Raw genomic sequence first — 21416 nt, 5'->3', positions numbered from 1 at the left:
CCATATGATTCTTTCTAATGATGGTTTGGTCGCTTTTCATTATAGATCTTATGGGACTTTTTTTCTACACAAAAATAGGCTCCATAAGATCCATAGGGGATTTACCCACTACAAATATTATAGAGCCCTCTTTTCTTGTATTCTGAACAGTGAGATAATTTTACTCAATATGATTTAGTAACTGTATAAGACTTTTTTAAGTTTTGTAAGGTATGCTAGAATGGAAAAGGAGGAGCGTCCAATGAGAAAGAAATTCTTTCTGACTAGTGCTGCAGTTCTTTTAGCAGTTGCAACTTTGCAAAGCGTTCAAGCAGCCACTGATGTTCAAAAAGTAATTGATGAAACTTATGTTCAACCTGAGTACGTCTTGGGTTCTTCTCTCACTGAAGATCAAAAAAATCAAACATTAAAAAAACTCGGTTATAATGCCTCTACAGATACCAAAGAACTGAAGACTATGACGCCAGATGTCTATTCAAAGATTATGAACGTCGCCAATGACTCTAGTCTCCAGCTCTATTCATCTGCAAAAATTCAAAAATTGGGTGAAAAATCTCCACTTGAAGTGAAGATTGAAACCCCTGAAAATATTACTAAAGTGACACAAGATATGTACCGTAATGCGGCTGTTACCTTGGGTGTGGAACATGCTCGTATCACCGTTGCTGCACCAATCCCTGTAACAGGTGAAAGTGCCCTAGCAGGTATTTACTATTCACTAGAAGCTAATGGTGTTCAACTTCCTCAAGAAAATAAAGACCTAGCTCAGGAAGAACTAAAAGCCTTGTCAGACATCAACGATGAAAATAAGGACAAATCAGGCTATGATGCCAATAAACTCAATGTAGCCCTTGCCGATATCAAATCTGCTATCGCTAAAGCAAAAGAGTCCAAAGGTGAGCTTACTGAAGATGATGTTCGTAAGATTGTTGAAGATACGTTGAAAAATTATAAGCTGGATCAGGTTATAACAGGAAACCAGATCAATGTCATCATCAACTTTGCCTTCAATCTTTCAAAGAGCGATATTCTTAATAACGAAGACTTTACTAAGACGCTAAAAGATCTGAAACAAAGTATCGTCGCACAAGCAGGTGATAGTTTCAGCAATATTGACCTTAAATTTGATGCTAATAAAGCTATTCAAGACGGTGGCAATATCCTCAGTGCTATTTGGCAAGCAATTGTAAACTTTTTCAAGAGTTTTGGTGCTTAGGCTAATTCATGGTATAATAGATGGTAACAGAACAGTTGCCGTCTTTTTTTGTTGGCTGATAGAAAGTGAAAAATATGTTAAAGAAAAATGATATTGTAGAAGTAGAGATTGTCGATTTGACACATGAAGGAGCAGGTGTTGCTAAGGTAGATGGCTTGGTCTTTTTTGTTGAGAATGCTCTTCCGACTGAGAAAATCCTCATGCGTGTCCTTAAAGTCAACAAGAAGATTGGCTTTGGTAAAGTCGAGGAATACCTTACGCAATCACCACATCGCAACCAAGATTTAGATTTGGCTTACCTGCGTTCAGGGATCGCCGACTTGGGACATCTAGCTTATCCAGAACAACTCAAGTTCAAAACCAAGCAAGTAAAAGATAGCCTCTATAAAATTGCTGGAATCATGGATGTAGAGGTTGCTGATACTCTTGGTATGGAAAATCCTATCAAGTATCGCAACAAGGCTCAGGTACCTGTTCGTCGTGTTAATGGTGTTCTAGAAACTGGTTTCTTCCGTAAGAATTCTCATGACCTTATGCCATTGGAAGATTTTTACATTCAGGATCCAGTCATTGACCAAGTTATTGTAGCTTTACGAGATTTGATTCGCCGCTATGACTTGAAGCCTTATGATGAGAAGGAACAATCAGGATTGATTCGTAACCTTGTTGTACGTCGTGGACATCATTCAGGACAAATCATGGTTATCTTAGTGACTACACGTCCTAAAATTTTCAGAGTTGAACAGGTGATTGAACAACTCATCAAACAATTTCCAGAAATTGTGTCTGTTATGCAGAATATCAATGACCAGAATACTAATGCAATTTTTGGGAAAGAATGGCGTACGCTTTATGGTCAAGACTACATTACTGACCAAATGTTGGGCAATGATTTCCAAATCTCTGGACCAGCCTTTTACCAGGTCAATACCGAAATGGCAGAGAAGCTTTATCAAACAGCCATTGACTTTGCGGAGTTAAGAGCAGAGGATGTGGTCATTGATGCTTACTCAGGAATTGGGACCATTGGACTATCTGTCGCTAAGCATGTCAAGGAAGTTTATGGCGTAGAGGTTATCTCAGAAGCAGTAGAGAATAGCCAGAAGAATGCTGCCTTAAACAATATCATCAATGCCCACTATGTCTGCGATACAGCTGAAAATGCCATGAAGAATTGGCTCAAGGAAGGCATCCAACCAACTGCTATCCTAGTCGACCCACCACGCAAGGGCTTGACCGAAAGCTTTATCAAAGCCAGCGCCCAAACAGGAGCTGATCGTATCGCCTATATCTCTTGTAATGTGGCCACCATGGCGCGTGATATTAAACTCTACCAAGAGTTGGGCTATGAATTGAAGAAAGTACAGCCGGTTGATCTGTTTCCACAAACGCACCACGTCGAGTGTGTAAGCTTGTTAGTGAAACGGGGTTAATCCTCAAAAGGTTCACCCAAACCTTTTGAGTCTCGCAGACGCACCATGTTGAGGCAGTATCACTGCTTATACGAGCTGAGGCATTAGCGAAGTAGAAACAGATGTTCTGCCCATGGGATAGCTGTCGTAGAGTAAGGGGTATACGACGAAACGATACGGTAAGTCCGAAACGCTGAATGTGTGAGTTTGTTAGTAAAACGTGTCTAATCCAGGTTCACCCAAACCTTTTGAGTCTCACAGACGCACTATGTGGAATGTGTAGTGTTGCTACAACGACTAAAAGGGTGAAAATTCTTGATTTTAAGCACTTTTTCAAGCATTTTGTCTTTATTGAAAAGAGTGATTTTGACATAAAAAAGGTGCAAAAAAAATACATTGATGTGAACGTCTGTTTGAATGTCGACTGCGTAGACAAAAAATAGATACGTCAGTAATAAATGAATCCAGCGAGAACATTTTGATAAGTGTTCTCGCTTTTTTTATCTTTTGTAAGTCACTTTTTATTATCAAAAAACTTGCATTTTATCATTTAAAATGATAAAATACATACAAAATGATAAAAAGGAAAAACAATGAATGTTAAAAAGATAATTTCTATTTTTCAATCGTTTTATATTAATGTAAGTGTTGAAAAAATAGCTTTAACTTTACCAATTAGTTTTGAAAAAAGATTTCAATATGCTCAAATGAAGTTTCATAAGGAGTCATTTTTATTGATTAAAGAAAAGAGAAGAGGAAGTTTAGACTCATTTGTTACTCAAGCTCGTATTATGGGTGAAAAAGCTAGCATGGATATTATTTTGGTATTTTCAAAGCTATCAGACATTGAAAAAAAACAACTCCTTCAAGCTAGAGTTCCTTTTGTAGATTTCAAGGGAAATCTCTTTTTTCCTCCATTGGGATTAGTATTGAATGCTAATGATGATGTTGTAGCATCTAAAGAATTAACACCTAGTGAACAATTAACTTGGATTGCCTTTTTATTGACAAAAGGTCAAAAAGTAGTAGATGTTGATATACTTTCACAGGTAACTGGACTTCCAAACTCAACGATTTATAGATGTTTGAGGACTTTTAAAACTTTAGATTGGTTAAATAAGCCAAATAAACTTTACACCTATACTGCATCAAAGAAAGAATTATTCTTAAAATCAGAGTCCTATTTATTTAATCCAATCAAAAAACGGCTCTTATTGCCCAATGTAGATCTAGAGAATATAAAATCTGCTTCTAGTCTTCTATACGGTGGTACTTATGCTTTATCCTATTTGACCTTTTTAGCTGAATCGGATGAAAATAGTAGCTATGTCATATCACAGAGACAATTCAATAAATTATCCTTGCCATTATCTCAGCATGTTTTAGAAGGCAAGGTATTAGAAATATGGCGATATCGTCCTTTTGTATCTGAATTTTGGAACGGTTTTAAAGAAAATCAAGATAGACAGTTTGTAGATCCTATTTCACTTTATTTGACCTTAAAAGATGATGATGATCCACGTGTGGAGGAAGAGATTGAAGCACTAAAAAATAATATATTACAGTATCTAGGAGAAGATGATGTCAGCTAATACGAAAGCTATTTTTCAAGAAATGTTTGCGAATTTTCAAGACTATTATGTTTTGATTGGAGGGACTGCAACCTCTATTATACTGGATTCGCAAGGATTTAAAAGTCGGACAACAAAAGATTATGATATGGTAATCATTGATGAATTAAAAAATAAGGAATTTTATGATACCTTGAATCACTTTTTAGAATTGGGAGAATATCAAGGAAGTCAGAAGGATGAAAAAGCACAGCTATTTCGATTTACAACCAATAAGCCTGAGTTTCCTTCTATGATTGAACTATTTAGCATTTTACCAGAATACCCATTAAAGAAGGAGGGGAGAGAAACACCCTTACATTTTGATGAAGATGCTAGTTTGTCGGCCTTATTATTGGATAAGGATTATTATAATATATTAGTGCATGAAAAAGAATCCATTCAGGGATACTCGGTGTTGAGTAATCGTGGTTTAATTATTTTCAAGGCTAAAGCTTGGTTGGATATGAGAGAACGCTCTGCCACAGGTACTCAAGGTTTAAGTAAAGCCATTAAAAAACATTTGAACGACATTACTCGATTAACAGCTTTATTAGTAGGGAGTGAAAAGCTATCAAATATAACCTCTAGTGACACGGTGAAAGCAGATATGCACCGTTTTGTGATAGAACTTGAGTCTGTGATATCAACTATTCCTCAAAATGATGATATTTTGTTGAATCGAAATGAAGTTTTTGAAATTTTGAAAGATTTTTTAGATAGTTAAAATAATTGTAGTAACATAGGTATATTGGAATGTGACATACTTGTTTATGTCTGGGAGGACTGATGCGTTAGTTTTCCCGTTTTTTATGTTCAAGTTACTTGATTTAGTTCAGGTGGCTTTTTTGCTGTTCTTTTTTCTGCGATAACCATTTCAAGGCGTTTTTGGTAGGATTTGAGAGAAATATAAATTGCAGGAGATAGTCACATGTTGATTCAAGAAAAAAGTGAGAAACATGTTTTTCGTAAAAGCAAAAAATACCGCCCTTTTGTTCGATTACGATTGGAACACTGATGATCACAGTTGTTGGTCTAGGTGGACAACTTGTTCATGCAGATGAGGTTGTGAGAACTGAAAATCCTGCCACCAATCTTACACAAGCAAAGCCAGCTGATAGTGCTGAACACATAAACTAAGCCAAATTAAGTGGTCAGGCAAGTGGAGAATTAACCTTTGCCGTTTCGAACGAGGAATTAGATAAAGTAGCCCAAGTAGCTAAGCATGAAGCTGTTCAAGTTATCACAGATAAGGAAGTCAATCTGGCTACAAAAACAGCTGTGGAAACAAGCGTCGCTCTTTCAAAAGTACAGACTGACTCTGATAAGCAGGTCTCGGAAGTTAAGAAAGTGACAGCTGGTTATGCATTGGGAAATTATGGCCTATCTCCTTTAAAATCAATCAAATTTAACAAGGCTAGATGGAAAGAAATGGTAAAACCTTATTTTGAAAAAATGATGTTTTTACTATGCCTCAAAATGAAAATATAAGTTTCTAAAAGGAACAGAAGTAAATCTGTGTTTAACTGCACCTAGTAAGTTGCAGTTTTTTGTTTTGAATAATGATATAATAGGTTAAGAAAATAATGAAAACGCTATATATTTGAAAATTGATTAGGAAAGCAGAAAGTATAGAAACAATCGATATGCTAATTAAATCATCAACTGAATTTTATAACGATTTAAAAGCTGATGAAAATGATAGATATCGTTCATGGGGAGCATTGCTATTCACATTTTATGACAGCTCGAAAAGAGAATGATGTGAATCTTGATTACCTGAGTTTACAACTTGCATTTTATTTAGCAAGTTGGGGGATGTATCGAGGTTCTTCATTCTTATTACAAAAGGATTATAGAGTACATATACCTGTAGTAAGAGAAATCTTAAGCAATAAATATGATTCTCTAGCAGGAATAGAATGTAAAGATTTTAAAAATGAAAGTAATCAAAAATTGCTAAAGGAAATAAATGAATTTATTGCTAATTATTATGATGAAATCAGGCGTGAAGTAAAAGGTTCAGCACTAAAAAATAACTTGTCAGAAACACTAATCACAAAGATACTGATGGGCACACTCGATTGTGTTCCGGCATATGATAGATATTTTGTTTCTGGGGTAAGATCACAAAAGATTGCAATTGGTACCTATAATATTAAATCTATTTTACAACTAGTAGATTTTTATGAGAAAAATATAGAACAATTTGATTCAGTCCAAAAAAGTTTTATTATTGCTGATATGCTATATCCTTAAATGAAAATACTTGATATGGGATTTTGGCAGATTGGTTTTGACCTAGATAGTAAATAACTATTTACGTCTAAATCTGGAGTTAATTAATGAACTTAGCTTGAAAAGATAGTAACTATAAATCTGAAGAGATTATTTTTTGATTAATAATAATTTTTCATTGAATTGATTTTAGATTATTAGCTTTCATAGTATGGTATGCTACATATTAATTTGATTATTAGGGAAAGCAACTAGATAACATCGTATTAAGATATTTTTACATAGATGATATTGCATTTTGAATTATAACAACGGAGTACTAACATGCCGAAATATACCGACGAAGATATTAGAAAATTAAATAAAATCACATTAAAAATCGCTGGTGATTATTTAGGTATAAGTTCACAGGCAGTTGCGATAGGTCTTAGAAACAATCTTCTTCCAATTGGTTTTGCTATTCATAATGAAGAAAGAGACAGACGTTTCACAGAGAGTTGGTCATATCATATTATCGCCGAAAGAATGATTTCATACAATCACGGTAAGCTATCAGAGATCCGTGTTGAAAATATTGAAGCTAGTTTAGATAAAATTATAGAGGAATTTAACGGTTTAAAACAAGATTTACTTTTTATATTAAGCGAAAATGCAGAAGTGAAGAATTAGAAGTTTTTGAATTTGCGTTTTCGCTTGGTAAATATAAAAACAGTGATGTAAAGTATAAGGGTAAAGGTGTTTCAAATGAAGATGATAAAGACCTTTTCTAGAGAAGAACTCTATGAAGAAATCTGGGAGATAAGTGCGAAACAAGTTTCATTGAAATATGATTTAAGTTATTCTGACTTACTCAAGAAATGTAAAGAATTTGAAATCCCAATTCCAAAGGGTAGTTATTGGTATCGTAAGAATACTGGACAAGACTTAAGTGAACTTATCGTTCCATTACCACAAAATGACATAAATGAGGTTCATATTGATAGAAAAAGTTTAAAGAACAGTAGAATTAAAGCTGCTAAACATAAAGAAGATAGTACGGAAGATAAAAAAGAAGATACTGTTAAACTTGATACAACTAGTATAAGAAGTTCATTATCATTTTTAGAGGACGATAAAATAGAGCTTATTATTGAAACAGTTTCAAATCTAAATCAGTCTCCAAATAAGAGATTACATAAATCTGTAGCTAATCTAAGAGATAAAATTTCAGAGTGGAATAAGAGGGAAAAAGCTGCTTCTTATCCTTACTTTGATTCTAGGCACAGATATAATGATTTAAAAGAACCTAAATTTGTAAAAAATATTTCACTAAATTCTCTTCCGCGTTTATATCGCTTTTTAGATACACTAGTTACTGTAATTGAAAAAATCGGCGATAATGTAACTTCAAATTGGGATATTCAAATTGAAAAGGATATTGTTCGTTTTGAAGTTATAGAATCAACAGACAAAGTAATTCATGAATTAACAAAAGAAGAAGCTAAAGAACTTGCAGAGTACAATGATAGCGTTAAGTTTAATAGATATGCTTTTAAACCAAGAATAAAGAAGTATGACTATATTCCAAATGGAAAATTTCGATTTAAGATAATAGATGGTAAATACATTAAAGATACTAAAGAATTCACACTTGAACAATCAATACCAGAAATAATCGTTTTAATTTACCAAGAGTATTATAAAGTTAAGAACTTACGACTTGAACGTGAAGAGAGAGAAAGACAATACGAAGAGGAGCAGGAGCGAAAAAGAAAATTACAAAATAAAATCGAAGATGAGAAGAAGCGGACAATGTCTCTTCTGAATATGCTAGAAGATTTTCAAACAGCAAATGATTTAAGACTAATGGCTGATAAATTGGAGATAGCAGGGAAACTTAGTAAGGAGGAAATTGATTGGATTAGATCCAAAGCTGACTGGATCGACCCAATAGTTTCTTCAACAGACGAATTACTAGGAATTAGAAATCATGAAAATTCTAGAGAACAAAAAGAACAATATCTAAGTGAGAAAAGGTACTACTGGTAACTTTATTTATTATAAAAAGCTGTAAATAATGGAGTTATAATTATGACAAATAGTTCAACAATTAATGAGTTTATAAAAAAACAAAAGGTGCTTTAGATGTAATAAAGAAAGATCCAAAACTTGGGGTTAGAGGCTTTGAATTTGATAACTCAACATCTGAAAAGATTGTGTTTTGGTGATTGGTCTAGATCCTGCAGGAAATGAAAAGGAAGTAAACAAGATTAAGATTAGTAAATGAGATAAAAGATTATTTAAATAAACTTGAAACAAAAATAGAAAAATAATTAAAATTAAGTGTCAGGGTCAAGTTACATGAAAGAATATATTGCGAGTTTAGAAAAAGAATTTTCTTTGATAGAAAATGGATTTAAAGAAGAAGAAAAAAGAGCTCTTGCTGACTATCAATCAAACGATAATGCGTATACTAAAGAATTAGCATTTCTAGCCTTTAAATCCAATGTATATCAAGTTAGAATGTACAGTGTATTTCTTTTGGGATACTTATCAGAACAAGATGATATTTTAGCTTTTATGCGAGATGAAGTTTCAAAAGATGATAATTGGAGAGTTCAGGAAGTGTTGGCAAAGGCATTTGATGAATTCTGCAAGAAAAAAGGATATGAAAAAGCACTTCCAATAATTGATGAATGGTTAAAAAACAATAATCCTAATACAAGGAGAGCTGTTACGGAGGGACTAAGAATATGGACAAGTAGACCATATTTCAAGGAAAATCCGAATGAAGCTATTGAAAGGATTGCCAACTTAAAAGAAGATGCAAGCGAATATGTGAGAAAATCAGTTGGAAATGCTTTAAGGGATATTAGTAAGAAATTTCCAGAGCTGATTAAAATTGAGCTTGATAGCTGGAAATTAGAAAGTAAAGAGATAAAACAAGTTTACAAGTTGGCAAGTAAATTGATTGTATGACAAATAAGAATTCATAGGAGGTAACGATGAACAAGATTACTTGTATTTGTTTAGGTGTGAAAGATATGGAAAGGTCAATAAAGTTTTATAGAGATGGTTTAGGATATAAGACTGATTGCAGAGAAAATAATCCGTCAGTATGCTTTTTTGATACTCCGGGAACAAAGTTTGAACTATTTCCTTTGGAACAATTAGCAAAAGATATTGATGAAAATAATCCACCAAAAGGGAATGGATTTTCAGGAATTACATTAGCCTACAATGTTGAACATAAAGAAGATGTAGAGACTGTAATTGCATTAGTAAGAAAAGCAGGTGGAAAAATTGTAAAAGAGCCACAGGAAGTTTTTTGGGGTGGATATCACGCATATTTTTCGGATTTAGATGGATACTATTGGGAAGTTTCATGGGGACCGAATTTTCAATTTGATGAAAATGGATTGCTGAAATTTTGAGGATAAATAGGGAAAGAGTATGCCATAAAGTAAGGTATATTTGATTTTGAAGGAGGTAATCATGGTGAATGAATTTAATGAATTTGTTCGTGAGATTTTTTCCGCAGCAGGTGATATTGTCATAAGATCCATGATGGGCGGATACCTTATATATTTTAACGGTAAGCTGATAGGTGACATTTGTGATAATGAACTATTTTTAAAGAGAACGCCGACATCGGATAAACTTCTTGCAGACTCAGAATTGCGTTATCCGTATGAGGGTTCAAAGACATTGATGTATGTATTCGACAGATTTGAGGATATGGATTTGATTACTGAACTACTGAAAGGTATGTTTGCGGAACTGCCAGAAAAGAAACCCAAGAAAGCTAAATGAGACAAACAAGCGTCAGTTTGTTGAACTTAGCAAGGTATAAGTTTCTATGAGATGAAACTTGTAAAACTTGTACGGATATTGTAGGGTAGGAAAAGAAATTTTCCTCTATACTAAAATAAACTGAAGGAAAGGGGGAATCGAAATGAATATTATCAAGTCGTTTAATGATACGATTGATTATCTTGAAACAGTTCTTGATGATGAAATTGATGAAAAGAAAGTAACTCAGTTATCCGGATATTCGTATTCAATGTTCAGTCGCTTGTTTTCTATTCTGACTGAAACAACGCTTTCAGAATATTTAAGAAGCAGAAGATTGACGGAAGCAGCCGTTATATTAAGAAATACGGATGAAAAAATTATTGATGTTGCTTTCAAATTTGGATATGAGTCATCAGATTCATTTGGAACAGCTTTTAAAAATTTTCATGGATTTACTCCTTCTGAGGTAAGAAATGGAAAACCATTCAAATTAGTATCACGAGTGCAGTTAGCACTAAGTGTAAGAGGAGGAAGAAGCATGAACATTACAATTCAAAAGAAACAAGCATTTACAGTTGCAGGGGTAAATGAACAAAGCATCAATTCATCATTATGTCCGAGTGTATGGAATAAGCTATATAAAAAATACAGTCACGATGAACTTGCAAGTTTGGGAAGCGATCAAAGTATGGGCGTTTGCCATGATGTGGAAAATTCAAGCACAATAAATTATATGGCTGGTTATATCGTTAATGATGTAGATAAAGCCACAAGTATGGGCTTAGATGTTTTGGAAGTGGAAGAAGCAGAGTATGCAGTTGTAGAATTAGTAGGAAGTGTTCCGGAGTGCATTCATAACGGGTGGAAATATGTAATGGAAGTATTCTTCCCTGAGCATGGCTATATTCATTCAGAAAAACCTGACTTTGAATATTACTATGAAGGTGATATGCACAGCAAAGACTACAAAATGGAACTTTGGATTCCGATAACTAAAGCTTAAAAACCAGCTTGTCGAGCTGGAAAATTCCAGTTTGCCGAGGTAATACCTTTTAACGATAACCTCAAGCTATCGTTAAATAGTTTAGTGGATATGTTTCCGCATACAAATCAACTACTTGACATACTTGGTGTTCACTCGTTCCATGTTGAGGCGGTATCACTGCTTGTACGAGCTGATACTTTAGCGAAGTAGAAGTAGATGCTCTGCCCATGCGACAAGGTGAGACCGAAGGTCGAGAAGGTGCCCTGGGGTATAGCCGTCGTAGAGTGAGGAGATTACGACGAAACGATACGGTAACAGCGAACCGCTGAGTGCGTGGCTCTGCTCTTCCGATTTGAGACAGTGAAAAGTAGAAGGGGATGGTATTGGTATCAATCAATGAGTAACAAAGTAACAGCATGATTCGAAACATTTGCTTGTAATTTGCGGAGGAACATCAATATGGATGGAATAACAAAAGATTCTATAAAAACGGCTAGACTAATGAAACAATTATGGCCCCAATTGACCGATAAAGAAGCTATTGATGAAGTAAAAAGATATACGAATGGCAAAAATACTGCAATCTTTACTGAAGTTGAAAGTGACACAATTGTAGGTCTAGCACTATGTTCACTCAGATTTGATTATGTTGAAGGTTGTAAATATAGTCCTGTTGGATTCTTAGAAGGGATTATTGTCGACGAGGAATATCGTTTAAAGGATATTGCTAAAAATCTCTGTACAAAATGTGAGGAATGGGCGAAAAATAAAGGATGTAAGGAATTTGCAAGTGACTGTACTTTAACGAATACGGATTCTATAAGATTTCATCTCAATATTGGATTTCAGGAGGCAAATAGAATTATTCATTTTAAGAAGAAATTATAATTTAGAAACATGAATAAACTTGTTAAACTTTATGTATCTTTAGAAAGTGTGTTAACTTGAAAGAACAAATTTTTTTGATGGGTGGGAATCCCCCAATAACGAAATATAGCATTGTTGATAAAATTGTATTATCAAGCAAGATTGAAAGAATTGTTATTTTTACAGTTTTTCGAGATAATTGGCAACCCTATATGAAAAAGTACACGGAAATTTTCCAAAGTCAATTTCCTAATCTAAACACTGATTATTTACTCTTGGACACTGAGCAGATTGATTTTGATAGCTATCTAGATGCTGATCTAATTATCATTGGTGGTGGAAATACGGAAAAGTATCTAGCTACTTATGTCAATCAGGAGTTCAAAAATTATATCGATCATATGCTTAATAAAGGGGCAAAAGTTATAGGGTTTTCTGCAGGAGCCCTATTATTAGGAGAAAAAGTCTATATCTCACCTAATGATAATTCAGATTATCAGATAAAGATAAAAAATGGATTAGGACTCTTTAGTCAGTTTTTAATTAGTGTCCATTATGATTCCTGGAATGACAAAGCTAATAAGGATAGAGCAGAAGAACTCGTCAGTGTTCCCATAATTCCACTAAATGATCATTCCTGTCTTGTATTAGATAAACTTGGAAACATTATTGAGAAAATTGACTAGTTTTAATCATGCGAATCTGAATCTACGAAACTAAAGTATTGACGAAATGAATAATGAAAAGCCTTGATTGTAAGGCTTTTTTGTGTTTTTGTGATAGAATATAGGTAGTTATAATCGATAGCAACTAAGAAGCAGTAAAAAATATTATTCATAAAATAATCAAAATAAGGAAGATAAAATGACAGAAATTGACAAAAAGAATTTAAAAAATTATCTTTGTTTTGCATTTGGAATTACTTATATAGCTTGGGGGATTCTTGCCATCTTTACTCAATCTCATATTTTGGGATTAGAAACATTTATAGGGAGAATGTTACATATAGTAGGTGCACTCGGTCCAGCTATTGCAAGTGGCTTTTATTTGAAAAGTAATAATATAAAATTTAAACATTTTGTATTTAATAAAAGAAAAAATAGTAGTATTTATTTCATTATTCACCTGTTAGCAATTTTGATACTATTTTCTGTATCTTCTTTAGAATTAAATGGAGTATCAATTTATCTGATGCCATTATTCTTTATACAACTAATTTTTTTTGGTGGCGGACATGAAGAATTAGGATGGAGAGGAATATTACAACCATTACTTGATAAAAAATATACTTATTGGCAATCTAATTTGATTGTAGGTTCAATCTGGGGAATTTGGCATCTGCCTTTATGGTTTATAGTTGGAGAAAGTCATCAAGGATTTCCTTTTATTTTATTTTTTATATATACATTATTTCTAAGTTTTGTTTTAGGGCTTCTTTACCGTCAAACCCAATCAGTGGGTTACTGTATATTATTTCATGCGTTCGCAAATTTGTTAAATCTCTATTTTGTGTTAAAAATTAATGTTATTTTTATTATCATTTTTATTGCTTATTTAATTTATACTATATTGGCTAGTAATAGAATTAGTAAGGAAAAATATTTTAAATTTTAGAACAGGAAGTCCATTATTGAAAGTAACGATTTGCTAATTAGATGATCAATGTTAGAGACTTTTCTATTTGATGAGGCATTACTACTTGTTCAAACTGATTGAACAAGTATTTATCTAGTGAGAGTCCTTTAGTAAGGAGTTTAAGTATGAAATTCCATGAATTTGGTGATAAGAATTTGCCTCCTATTTTACTGATACATGGTGGTGGCAGTTCTTGGTGGAATTATCTTCGTCAAGCACGGATCTTATCGGAGGAGTATCGTGTCATTCTACCCACCTTGAATGGCCACGGCGAAGAATATCAACTTGATTATGTTTCTACTGAAGATTCTGCTTTGGAGATTCTAGACTATATCAAAGCAAACTGTGGTGGGAAATTGTTTGCAATCGGTGGTGTTTCACTTGGTGGTCAAATTGCCATGGAGCTTTTGTCTTTAGACAGTGAAATTGCTAAGAAGGCCATCATAGACGGAAGCCTCTGCATTCCTCAACCAAGGTTAGCTAAAATCAGCATCTTTCTAGTGTCTCTATTTGGTAAGTTGATGTTCAATAAAATCTCTTGCAAACTTCAGTTAAGCATGATGAACAAACTCTATACTAAACTGACTTATCCAGAGGAAATAAAAGCTTATTATTTGGAGGATTTGCCAAGGACGCCTGTCAAAACATTGGTGACCATTTACAAAAACTATATGGGGCGTTACAAGCTGAAAGATATGATTTTTGCTAGCAAGGCTCAGGTTCTGTATATCTATGGTGAAAAAGAATTGAACTGCGTGAAAGAATCAGCGAAATTATTTCATCAGCTACATTCAAATACAATTTTGTATGAAGCAAAGGACTATAATCACGGCTATTTATCAGCTTACCTGCCTCATGAGTGGATTGATTTGGTGGTGCCATTTTTAAAGAGTGATTCATCGGAAACGTGTAACGAATCGGATATGCCATAAGGAGGAATCTTTTGCTTGGAGCAATAGTAGGAGACATTGTAGGTTCTGTTTATGAATGGAACAATATTAAAACCAAGAATTTTCCTTTATTTCGTGAGGATTGTTTTTTTACTGATGATACAGTTATGACCTGTGCTGTTGCTGGTAAAAACGTTAAAACTTTCTAGCAAAAAAATTTATAAAAGCCTTGATTGTAAGGCTTTTTGTTATACCAAAAATTACAATCGAAAAGTAATCAATTTAAACGATAATATGACTCATACAGATTGTTAAATATTGAACTAATATAACTGTTATGCTATAATATAAACAGATAAAACAGAGATAACAGTTGGATAGTTAGGAGGATATGGAGTGTGAATATACAAATTAATAATTCAAATGATGATCCGATTTATTTGCAGATAAAAAATCAAATAAAAGCTCAGATTATTTCGGGAGAATTAAAGGTTGGCGAGCAATTGCCATCAATCAGATTTTTAGCAAAAGAACTACGAGTGAGTATGATAACTGCTAAAAGAGCTTTTGATGAACTGGAACTTGATGGTTTCATTAATTCAGTTCAAGGTAAAGGTAATTTTGTTGCGGCTCAGAACAAAGAGCTTATTCGTGAAGAATATTTGAAACAAATTGAATCAAAGTTACAAGATATTGTTGAGCTTTCAGCAATTGCAGGTGTATCCAATGATGAGTTGGTGGAGATGTTTAGTAGTTACATGGAGGGGAAATATGAGTGATTATGCTATTGAAATCAAAAACTTGGTTAAAAAGTTTGATGGCTTTACATTAGGACCGATAGATTTGTCTATTCCTAAAGGGACTATCGTTGGATACATTGGTCAAAATGGTGCAGGAAAAAGTACAACCATAAAATTGTTGTTAGGATTACTTAAGAAAGATTCAGGAGAAATTAAAATTTTAGGTTATGATAATCCTAACAGTATTGAACTGAAAGATAAAATCGGAGTAGTGTTTGATGAGTTGTTAGTTCCAGAAGAGTTGGCACTTGTTGATTTGGAAAAATTTTGTTCAAGGATTTATTCAAAGTGGGACAGAGAATTTTTTTATCAATTAAAAAGGAAATTTAATCTATCTGAAAAACAGGCTATTAAAAGTTATTCTCGTGGAATGAGAATGAAATTATCTATGGCAGTAGCTTTATCTCATAATGCAGAAATTCTTATATTGGATGAAGCTACGAGTGGTTTGGATCCGATAGTAAGGGAAGAAATTTTAGATTTTCTTCTTGACTTTATGCAAGATGAAAATCATACAATTTTAATATCGTCACATATCCTATCAGATTTAGAGAAGGTAGCAGATTATATTGCTTTTATCAATGATGGTAAAGTTCTTTTTGTAGAACCAAAGGATGAACTCAAGGAAAACTATGGTATCTGTACTTTATCTAATGAAGAAGTTAAAGATCTTAATGAGGAAGCCATAATTGGGAGAAGGCTACACTCATTTGGACAAGAGTTACTTGTTAAAAGAAATCTTGTTCCGGATGAAATAGGATTACAAAAACCATCTATCGAAGATATTATGATTTATTTTGTGAAAGGAGATAAAAGATAATGACTGCATTGATATTAAAAGATATAGCTACTTTAAAGAAAACACTACTATTATCGATTACTCTCTGTATTGCACTCGTTGTGTATGAGGTATATGAAAATGAAATTTTTATGATACCGCTTATTTGTACAATGATACCGTTAATTTTAACTGCTATCGCTTTTGGTTATGATACGAAATCAAAGTTTGAACAATTTGCCTTTTCAATGCCTATTAAAAAGAGTAGCTTTGTATTGAGTAAATTGTTTTTTGCATTTGTGTTTGGGCTATTCGGTTCAGTATGTTTATTTGTTCAATTGGTAATTAAAAGTGAGATGTCGATAGATAATATCATATTTATCTCACTAATTACATTAGTTGCTAGTATTCTGATATCAGCTATTCAACTTCCGTTTATCCTTAAATACGGTGCTGAAAAAGGTAGGTTGATTATGGTTATAACCTACTTTACAGTATTTGCTCTATCTAGTCTTTTAAAAGCAAAATCAGATTTACTGACTAATGTTGTAGAGTTCTTCTTAAATAATTCGAGGGGAATGATTTTTCTTGGAATAGTCTTTGTCAGTATTGTTATCATAGGAATTGCTATAAAAATATCTATTTTAATTATGGAGAAAAAAGAATATTAGAGAAGTTGAGAGTTGATTATAAAAACTAAAAAGGAGGAATCTTATGCTGGGAGCAATAGTAGGAGACATTGTAGGTTCTGTTTATGAATGGAACAATATTAAAACCAAGAATTTTCCTTTATTTCGTGAGGATTGTTTTTTTACTGATGATACAGTTATGACCTGTGCTGTTGCAGAAGCCATTATGAATGGCGGTCAGAAGGATAACTTTATTGACGCCATGAAGAAATATGGGAGGATGTATCCTGATGCAGGTTACGGTGCAAGATTTAGTAATTGGGTTGAGGGCAACGATCGAGAACCATATAATAGCTTTGGAAATGGTTCTGCCATGCGTGTTTCTCCTTGTGCTTGGGTCATGGATTGTAGTTTCTGTGCCAGAACAGGAGCCTGGCCGTCCAGAAGAGCTCTTGCACGACTTTCTGCAGAGGTGACTCATAACCATCCAGAGGGGATCAAAGGAGCTATGGCGACGTCTGATACTATATTTATGTGTCGTTATTACTTTGGAGGTTACAGTGGTGACTATGGAAAACCGATCAACGATAATCCTACAGAGTGTAAGAGACTTATCAAGGAGCACATAGAACAAGAGTATGGATATAATCTTTCTCAAACACTAGATGAAATTCGCCCTCATTATCGATTTAATGAGACTTGCCAGAATACGGTCCCTCAGGCCATCATTGCCTTTCTTGAAAGTACAGACTTCGAAGATGCTATTCGAAATGCGATTTCCCTTGGTGGGGATAGCGATACTCTTGCTGCCATCACAGGAAGTATAGCAGAGGCAGCTTATGGAATTCCTGATTGGATTAAGGAAAAGGTCTATACATATCTAGATGAGCCTTTAAAAGATGTGCTTAGACGGTGGGAGAAAGAAGTTTCAATAACATAACAGAGATTAGATAAAGACAACTAAAAACAGCAAAGCGACGAGATAAGAAACAATCTCGTCGCTTTTGCTTTAAAGCTAATGTTGCCATGGATTCACGTTGCTCTATTCAGGTATTTACTCAGATTTTTGTTTATTCAAGAGGAAGATACAAGTCATTACTGCAATACAAGATACAAGAATTAGATACCACAGGTTTTCAAGACTAAAATCATTCTCTAGCATCAATCTGTATCCCCAATAAGCTGGGAAAACTCGCCCTAATATTTGGAGAAAATCGGGTAGTAAGCTAATAGGAAACATAATCCCCGAAAGCATAATTGAAGGTAAAAATACAAGTTGCGCTATCATGGTCAGCTTTGCTTGGTTTTTTAAAGTAAGCCCTAGTAAACTACCAATACATAATGACACAATCATGTAGATGGACAGCGCAAGAAAGAATAAGGGAAGTTGTGTCGGCAGACTTGCTTCAAATAAAATAGGGGCCAGTAGCAGGATTACAATGCAGGTCATCATCAGATGAACAAAGGCAGAGAGAAGTATGCTCACCAATCCTAAATAAATAGGGACACCATTAGCATTATAAATCTTTTTAATGTCGCTTCCATAAATTTCGACCAATGAAGATGGCAAGCCAAGAAAGGCTCCCATTGAGACACTCATGACTATCATAGATTGTATGAGCGTACTTCCCATTTCAGGCATAACAGAAGTAAAAATACCACCCATGATGAGAAAGAAAATAAGCGGTACAATATAGAAAGTAACCCAGAGAGATTTGTTTCGTATATCTAATTTCCACTGTAATACTAGACTATATAAATAACAGTTCATTCTGATTACCTCCTTGCCATTTTTATGAAATGCTGTTCCAAGCTGCCACGATCAACCTTAATATCCAATATCTGAATTTTTTTCTGCTTGCATTCATTCAATAATGAAATTAAGGTATCCTCAATATTGGTCGTTTCAAAAGACTTCTCTGCTTCTTGAGTCTTCAAATGGATATAATATCTTCTTCCAACCTTGTCTGTCAGTTCTGAAGGAGTGCCACAAAAGACAATCTTTCCACTGTTCAAGATAGCAATGCGGTCACATAAGGCCTCAACTTCAGCCATATCATGACTTGCCAAAACGATTGTTTTCCCTTGTGATTTGAGATTCCGTATTTGTTCGTGGAGGGCTAGTCTTGCTTCAACATCAAGTCCCGCTGTCGGTTCATCGAGGAAAATAATATCGGGATTTCCGATAAGTGCAAGGGCGAGATGTAGTCTTCTTTTTTGTCCTGTGGATAATTGCAGATATTGTGATTTCTCAATTTCTTTTATTCCAAGAGCCTTCAGCATGGCATTATTAATGCTTGTCTGATTCCATTTTGCAAAGAGCTTTATCGCCTCCATAGGTTTGATATGAGCTGGCAAAGAAGATGACTGCAGTTGAATTCCCATTTTGCCGTTTACAATAACAGTGCCTCCATCATATTTTCTCAGACCTTCAATACATTCAAGCGTTGTTGTTTTACCAGCTCCGTTCACACCGAGCAGAGCAAAAATTTCTCCTTTTTCGATTTGAAGATCAAGACCTTTTAGGACCATCTTACTTCCGTATTTTTTCTCTAATCCACGAACCTCTATTGCGTATTTCATGCCTACACCTCCTCAAAGGGATTGGTTCCAAGTCTTGAAAAATAAACTTGCAAAGCGGGCTCTAAATATGAGTTAACAATTTTTTGCTTTTCCTCCCAAGCGTTAGTAGCGGTGTCAATATTACCGATTTCCAACAACTTCGGAAGCATAGTCAAATCTCCATTTGTAAACTCCATGATCAAGCTCCAGTATTCTTGTACAACTTGTTGGCACTGTTTACTTTCAGCGGGCACCTTTTCTTTTTGGAGTCGCACAATCTCATCACTTAGGCGATTAAATCTGTCCATAAAGTCTACTCCGCTTTTCTTGTCAAATCGACTGCGTATGTGATCCAGCGTATCATCATCAAAACGTTTAATCAGAGAGTAAGATTCATTCTTCATTTGAAGATTGACAATAATATCTGCATACTTTTTAAAGTCAACCGTCTGTATTTGTAAAACTTCAACTTTTAACTGGTCTATTTCTGACAATGAAGCCTGAAGTTGTTCTATTTTTTGGCGAATATCATCTGCTTGCTCTGTAAGAGCATTTGCAACTTCAGCTGGAGTTTTCAAAGAGTTCAAACGCCCCTTTATGTCCTTCAGAGAAAAACCAAGTGATTTCAAGGATATAATCTGATGAAGCATAACTAAATCTTTATCGGTATAAAGCCTACGTCCTCCCTCACTTTCTGCAGATGGAGAAAGCAATTCTTCTTTATCGTAGTATTGTAGAGTACGGACTGTAACTCCCATTTTCTTTGCGACTTCCCCAACTGTCATAAAACCTTCAGGGATTGCTCTGAATTTTGCCATCATTCTCACCTCCTAATATATATTATACATCATGACGTAAGGTCATGAGCAAGCGCTTTATAAGAAATATTAGAAAAAAGATAGAGAAATTTAATTCCATTAGCTGCAAATGAATTGTGAAACATAATGGATATTAGTATATGAGACTATCATATTAAAAGTGTTAGAGAGTTGTATTATTTTTGTTCAAACTATCTAGAATTGAATTTTCTTGATATAATAGAGTTAGATATAAGAAGAGCTTGATGGTTGAAATATTGAAAGTAAAAACAGAAAACAAGTTCATAAGTTGGCAAGCAAATTGATTTGATGAGAAATCTCGGTCTAGTTGGCCAGATATAACTTCAAGCTAGCTCCTCTTGTTCGTTCTATCATTTAAAATATTTCCAATACTAGATGGATGTGATAACAAGTGATTCATTTTAGACATTATCAAAAAAATAATGAAATTTTTTTAATAGCTTTAAATCCAATATTTATCAATTTAGAATGAACAGTATATTTCTCTTAAACTATATGTCGTTAGATGAATAAAGTTTGATAAGATTTTACAATTTGTTATAATGTTAGCTATAAAATGATGTGAAAGGGTATGAAAGATGACAACTGTGATAAAAAAGGTTCTAGCTTCAACCTTGAAAGAATTGATGGAAGAAAAGTCACTAAGCAAAATCACTATCAATGATTTAACCCAATCTTGCGGTGTTAGTCGCCAAACTTTTTATAATAATTTCATAGATATCTATGATTTGGTAGAATGGATTTATCTTCAGGATACTGAAATTTTGGTGGGGAAAGATGTAACTTATGATAATTGGCAAGATGCTCTTGCTTCTATTTTTCAATATATTGCTGATAATAGGAGTTTTGTACTGAATACCTATCGCTCATTTGGAAAGGAATATTTAGAAAAATTCTTAAATCAAGAAGTAGAACGTTTTTTGACAAATCTCATTTTTCAGGAAATCCAGGTTACGGGTGAAGAAGCACAACAAGTCGAGTTTTCAATTTCATTTTATACTTATGCTCTGGTCGGTATTGGTTTAGATTGGATTGAAAAACAGATGCCTAGCACTGCTGATGAATTAGTTGAAAAGATTGAAAGAGTTATGTTGGGGAGCATTATTTCAAATTTTTAAACCAAAATTAAAATATTACTTTACAAATTAGGGTGTTTGTCTAACCTTTTGACAAACACCCTA

At 33.9% G+C, this 21416-nt stretch carries 24 protein-coding genes and 4 pseudogenes; 25 read left to right on the top strand and 3 right to left on the bottom strand.

Features of this window, described 5'->3' with window-relative positions:
* Positions 1-241: 241 nt before the first annotated feature.
* The 24 genes and pseudogenes from QM460_RS08400 to QM460_RS08285 all read left to right on the top strand — a co-directional run bounded on the left by QM460_RS08400 (position 242) and on the right by QM460_RS08285 (position 17774).
* Positions 242-1216 carry a DUF1002 domain-containing protein gene (locus tag QM460_RS08400; RefSeq protein WP_414289808.1) on the top strand — a complete coding sequence of 325 codons (975 nt, stop codon included), beginning with the start codon at positions 242-244 and terminating at the stop codon, positions 1214-1216.
* 74 nt (positions 1217-1290) lie between these two features.
* Positions 1291-2649 (top strand): 23S rRNA (uracil(1939)-C(5))-methyltransferase RlmD, encoded by a 1359-nt coding sequence (gene rlmD / locus QM460_RS08395; protein WP_414289807.1) that lies wholly within the window; start codon positions 1291-1293, stop codon positions 2647-2649.
* A 572-nt stretch (positions 2650-3221) separates the two neighbouring features.
* On the top strand, positions 3222-4220 hold the full coding sequence (locus QM460_RS08390; RefSeq protein ID WP_414289806.1) for a hypothetical protein: 999 nt from the start codon (positions 3222-3224) through the stop codon (positions 4218-4220).
* A pseudogene (locus QM460_RS08385) lies at positions 4210-4674 on the top strand (hypothetical protein); the annotation flags it as partial. The gene QM460_RS08390 and the pseudogene QM460_RS08385, both read left to right, overlap by 11 nt.
* A gap of 30 nt (positions 4675-4704) precedes the next feature.
* Positions 4705-4965 carry a hypothetical protein gene (locus tag QM460_RS08380; RefSeq protein ID WP_049529624.1) on the top strand — a complete coding sequence of 87 codons (261 nt, stop codon included), beginning with the start codon at positions 4705-4707 and terminating at the stop codon, positions 4963-4965.
* A 290-nt stretch (positions 4966-5255) separates the two neighbouring features.
* Complete coding sequence (locus tag QM460_RS08375) at positions 5256-5378, top strand: hypothetical protein (protein ID WP_414289805.1); 123 nt, start codon at positions 5256-5258, stop codon at positions 5376-5378.
* Positions 5379-5453: 75 nt separating this feature from the next.
* Positions 5454-5546, top strand: a pseudogene (locus QM460_RS08370) (hypothetical protein); the annotation flags it as partial.
* 33 nt (positions 5547-5579) lie between these two features.
* Positions 5580-5729: pseudogene (locus QM460_RS08365) on the top strand (DUF4343 domain-containing protein); the annotation flags it as partial.
* Between the two features lie 207 nt (positions 5730-5936).
* Positions 5937-6497, top strand: a complete 561-nt coding sequence (locus QM460_RS08360; protein WP_414289804.1) for a hypothetical protein — start codon at positions 5937-5939, stop codon at positions 6495-6497.
* Positions 6498-6800: 303 nt separating this feature from the next.
* Positions 6801-7145 (top strand): hypothetical protein, encoded by a 345-nt coding sequence (locus QM460_RS08355; RefSeq protein ID WP_045606823.1) that lies wholly within the window; start codon positions 6801-6803, stop codon positions 7143-7145.
* A 75-nt stretch (positions 7146-7220) separates the two neighbouring features.
* Positions 7221-8504, top strand: a complete 1284-nt coding sequence (locus QM460_RS08350; RefSeq protein WP_414289803.1) for a cellulose synthase — start codon at positions 7221-7223, stop codon at positions 8502-8504.
* Positions 8505-8816: 312 nt separating this feature from the next.
* Complete coding sequence (locus tag QM460_RS08345) at positions 8817-9434, top strand: DNA alkylation repair protein (RefSeq protein WP_414289802.1); 618 nt, start codon at positions 8817-8819, stop codon at positions 9432-9434.
* A gap of 26 nt (positions 9435-9460) precedes the next feature.
* Positions 9461-9889 (top strand): VOC family protein, encoded by a 429-nt coding sequence (locus tag QM460_RS08340; RefSeq protein ID WP_001033924.1) that lies wholly within the window; start codon positions 9461-9463, stop codon positions 9887-9889.
* Between the two features lie 64 nt (positions 9890-9953).
* Positions 9954-10268, top strand: a complete 315-nt coding sequence (locus QM460_RS08335; RefSeq protein ID WP_414289809.1) for a TfoX/Sxy family protein — start codon at positions 9954-9956, stop codon at positions 10266-10268.
* Positions 10269-10410: 142 nt separating this feature from the next.
* A complete protein-coding gene (locus QM460_RS08330) occupies positions 10411-11253 on the top strand; it encodes an AraC family transcriptional regulator (RefSeq protein ID WP_414289801.1) in 843 nt (280 codons plus the stop codon).
* A 441-nt stretch (positions 11254-11694) separates the two neighbouring features.
* Complete coding sequence (gene aac(6') / locus QM460_RS08325) at positions 11695-12123, top strand: aminoglycoside 6'-N-acetyltransferase (RefSeq protein ID WP_414289800.1); 429 nt, start codon at positions 11695-11697, stop codon at positions 12121-12123.
* A gap of 56 nt (positions 12124-12179) precedes the next feature.
* The gene (locus QM460_RS08320; protein ID WP_414289799.1) at positions 12180-12788 is read left to right on the top strand and encodes a Type 1 glutamine amidotransferase-like domain-containing protein; all 609 of its coding nucleotides are present in this window, start codon (positions 12180-12182) and stop codon (positions 12786-12788) included.
* Between the two features lie 178 nt (positions 12789-12966).
* Entirely contained in the window at positions 12967-13716 is a 750-nt protein-coding gene (locus tag QM460_RS08315) for a lysostaphin resistance A-like protein (protein WP_414289798.1), read from the top strand.
* A 146-nt stretch (positions 13717-13862) separates the two neighbouring features.
* Positions 13863-14669, top strand: a complete 807-nt coding sequence (locus QM460_RS08310; protein WP_414289797.1) for an alpha/beta hydrolase — start codon at positions 13863-13865, stop codon at positions 14667-14669.
* An 11-nt stretch (positions 14670-14680) separates the two neighbouring features.
* A pseudogene (locus tag QM460_RS08305) lies at positions 14681-14812 on the top strand (ADP-ribosylglycohydrolase family protein); the annotation flags it as partial.
* 213 nt (positions 14813-15025) lie between these two features.
* Positions 15026-15406, top strand: a complete 381-nt coding sequence (locus tag QM460_RS08300) for a GntR family transcriptional regulator (RefSeq protein WP_301559575.1) — start codon at positions 15026-15028, stop codon at positions 15404-15406.
* Positions 15399-16247 carry an ABC transporter ATP-binding protein gene (locus QM460_RS08295; protein WP_414289796.1) on the top strand — a complete coding sequence of 283 codons (849 nt, stop codon included), beginning with the start codon at positions 15399-15401 and terminating at the stop codon, positions 16245-16247. The genes QM460_RS08300 and QM460_RS08295 overlap by 8 nt, the downstream gene beginning before the upstream one ends.
* Positions 16247-16876 carry an ABC-2 transporter permease gene (locus tag QM460_RS08290; protein WP_414289795.1) on the top strand — a complete coding sequence of 210 codons (630 nt, stop codon included), beginning with the start codon at positions 16247-16249 and terminating at the stop codon, positions 16874-16876. Before QM460_RS08295 ends, QM460_RS08290 begins: the two co-directional genes overlap by 1 nt.
* A 43-nt stretch (positions 16877-16919) precedes the next feature.
* Positions 16920-17774: an ADP-ribosylglycohydrolase family protein gene (locus QM460_RS08285; protein ID WP_414289794.1), complete on the top strand. Its 855-nt coding sequence runs from the start codon at positions 16920-16922 to the stop codon at positions 17772-17774.
* A gap of 114 nt (positions 17775-17888) precedes the next feature.
* On the opposite strand, the gene QM460_RS08280 is transcribed toward QM460_RS08285, so the two are convergent.
* From QM460_RS08280 to QM460_RS08270, 3 genes are read right to left on the bottom strand one after another with little or no spacing between them, the layout of a single operon-like run.
* Entirely contained in the window at positions 17889-18605 is a 717-nt protein-coding gene (locus tag QM460_RS08280; protein ID WP_414289793.1) for an ABC transporter permease, read from the bottom strand.
* 5 nt (positions 18606-18610) lie between these two features.
* A complete protein-coding gene (locus tag QM460_RS08275; RefSeq protein ID WP_414289792.1) occupies positions 18611-19417 on the bottom strand; it encodes an ABC transporter ATP-binding protein in 807 nt (268 codons plus the stop codon).
* Between the two features lie 2 nt (positions 19418-19419).
* Positions 19420-20217 (bottom strand): MerR family transcriptional regulator, encoded by a 798-nt coding sequence (locus tag QM460_RS08270; RefSeq protein WP_414289791.1) that lies wholly within the window; start codon positions 20215-20217, stop codon positions 19420-19422.
* A gap of 644 nt (positions 20218-20861) precedes the next feature.
* On the opposite strand from QM460_RS08270, the gene QM460_RS08265 reads away from it, so the two are divergent.
* Positions 20862-21353: a TetR/AcrR family transcriptional regulator gene (locus QM460_RS08265; protein WP_414289790.1), complete on the top strand. Its 492-nt coding sequence runs from the start codon at positions 20862-20864 to the stop codon at positions 21351-21353.
* The last annotated feature ends 63 nt before the right edge of the window (positions 21354-21416 follow it).

Source organism: Streptococcus infantis (assembly GCF_047464415.1).
Lineage (GTDB): Bacteria > Bacillota > Bacilli > Lactobacillales > Streptococcaceae > Streptococcus > Streptococcus infantis_AE.
Note: the sequence above shows the minus strand (reverse complement) of the source record. Positions and strands in the feature narration are given on the sequence as shown.

Excerpts from the sequence above, each read along its gene's own strand:
- QM460_RS08400 (WP_414289808.1), top strand. The coding sequence starts at position 242 with ATGAGAAAGAAATTCTTTCTGACTAGTGCTGCAGTTCTTTTAGCAGTT.
- rlmD (WP_414289807.1), top strand. The coding sequence starts at position 1,291 with ATGTTAAAGAAAAATGATATTGTAGAAGTAGAGATTGTCGATTTGACA.
- QM460_RS08390 (WP_414289806.1), top strand. The coding sequence starts at position 3,222 with ATGAATGTTAAAAAGATAATTTCTATTTTTCAATCGTTTTATATTAAT.
- QM460_RS08380 (WP_049529624.1), top strand. The coding sequence starts at position 4,705 with ATGAGAGAACGCTCTGCCACAGGTACTCAAGGTTTAAGTAAAGCCATT.
- QM460_RS08375 (WP_414289805.1), top strand. The coding sequence starts at position 5,256 with ATGATCACAGTTGTTGGTCTAGGTGGACAACTTGTTCATGCAGATGAG.
- QM460_RS08360 (WP_414289804.1), top strand. The coding sequence starts at position 5,937 with ATGATAGATATCGTTCATGGGGAGCATTGCTATTCACATTTTATGACA.
- QM460_RS08355 (WP_045606823.1), top strand. The coding sequence starts at position 6,801 with ATGCCGAAATATACCGACGAAGATATTAGAAAATTAAATAAAATCACA.
- QM460_RS08350 (WP_414289803.1), top strand. The coding sequence starts at position 7,221 with ATGAAGATGATAAAGACCTTTTCTAGAGAAGAACTCTATGAAGAAATC.
- QM460_RS08345 (WP_414289802.1), top strand. The coding sequence starts at position 8,817 with ATGAAAGAATATATTGCGAGTTTAGAAAAAGAATTTTCTTTGATAGAA.
- QM460_RS08340 (WP_001033924.1), top strand. The coding sequence starts at position 9,461 with ATGAACAAGATTACTTGTATTTGTTTAGGTGTGAAAGATATGGAAAGG.
- QM460_RS08330 (WP_414289801.1), top strand. The coding sequence starts at position 10,411 with ATGAATATTATCAAGTCGTTTAATGATACGATTGATTATCTTGAAACA.
- QM460_RS08315 (WP_414289798.1), top strand. The coding sequence starts at position 12,967 with ATGACAGAAATTGACAAAAAGAATTTAAAAAATTATCTTTGTTTTGCA.
- QM460_RS08310 (WP_414289797.1), top strand. The coding sequence starts at position 13,863 with ATGAAATTCCATGAATTTGGTGATAAGAATTTGCCTCCTATTTTACTG.
- QM460_RS08295 (WP_414289796.1), top strand. The coding sequence starts at position 15,399 with ATGAGTGATTATGCTATTGAAATCAAAAACTTGGTTAAAAAGTTTGAT.
- QM460_RS08290 (WP_414289795.1), top strand. The coding sequence starts at position 16,247 with ATGACTGCATTGATATTAAAAGATATAGCTACTTTAAAGAAAACACTA.
- QM460_RS08285 (WP_414289794.1), top strand. The coding sequence starts at position 16,920 with ATGCTGGGAGCAATAGTAGGAGACATTGTAGGTTCTGTTTATGAATGG.
- QM460_RS08280 (WP_414289793.1), bottom strand. The coding sequence starts at position 18,605 with ATGAACTGTTATTTATATAGTCTAGTATTACAGTGGAAATTAGATATA.
- QM460_RS08275 (WP_414289792.1), bottom strand. The coding sequence starts at position 19,417 with ATGAAATACGCAATAGAGGTTCGTGGATTAGAGAAAAAATACGGAAGT.
- QM460_RS08270 (WP_414289791.1), bottom strand. The coding sequence starts at position 20,217 with ATGATGGCAAAATTCAGAGCAATCCCTGAAGGTTTTATGACAGTTGGG.
- QM460_RS08265 (WP_414289790.1), top strand. The coding sequence starts at position 20,862 with ATGGAAGAAAAGTCACTAAGCAAAATCACTATCAATGATTTAACCCAA.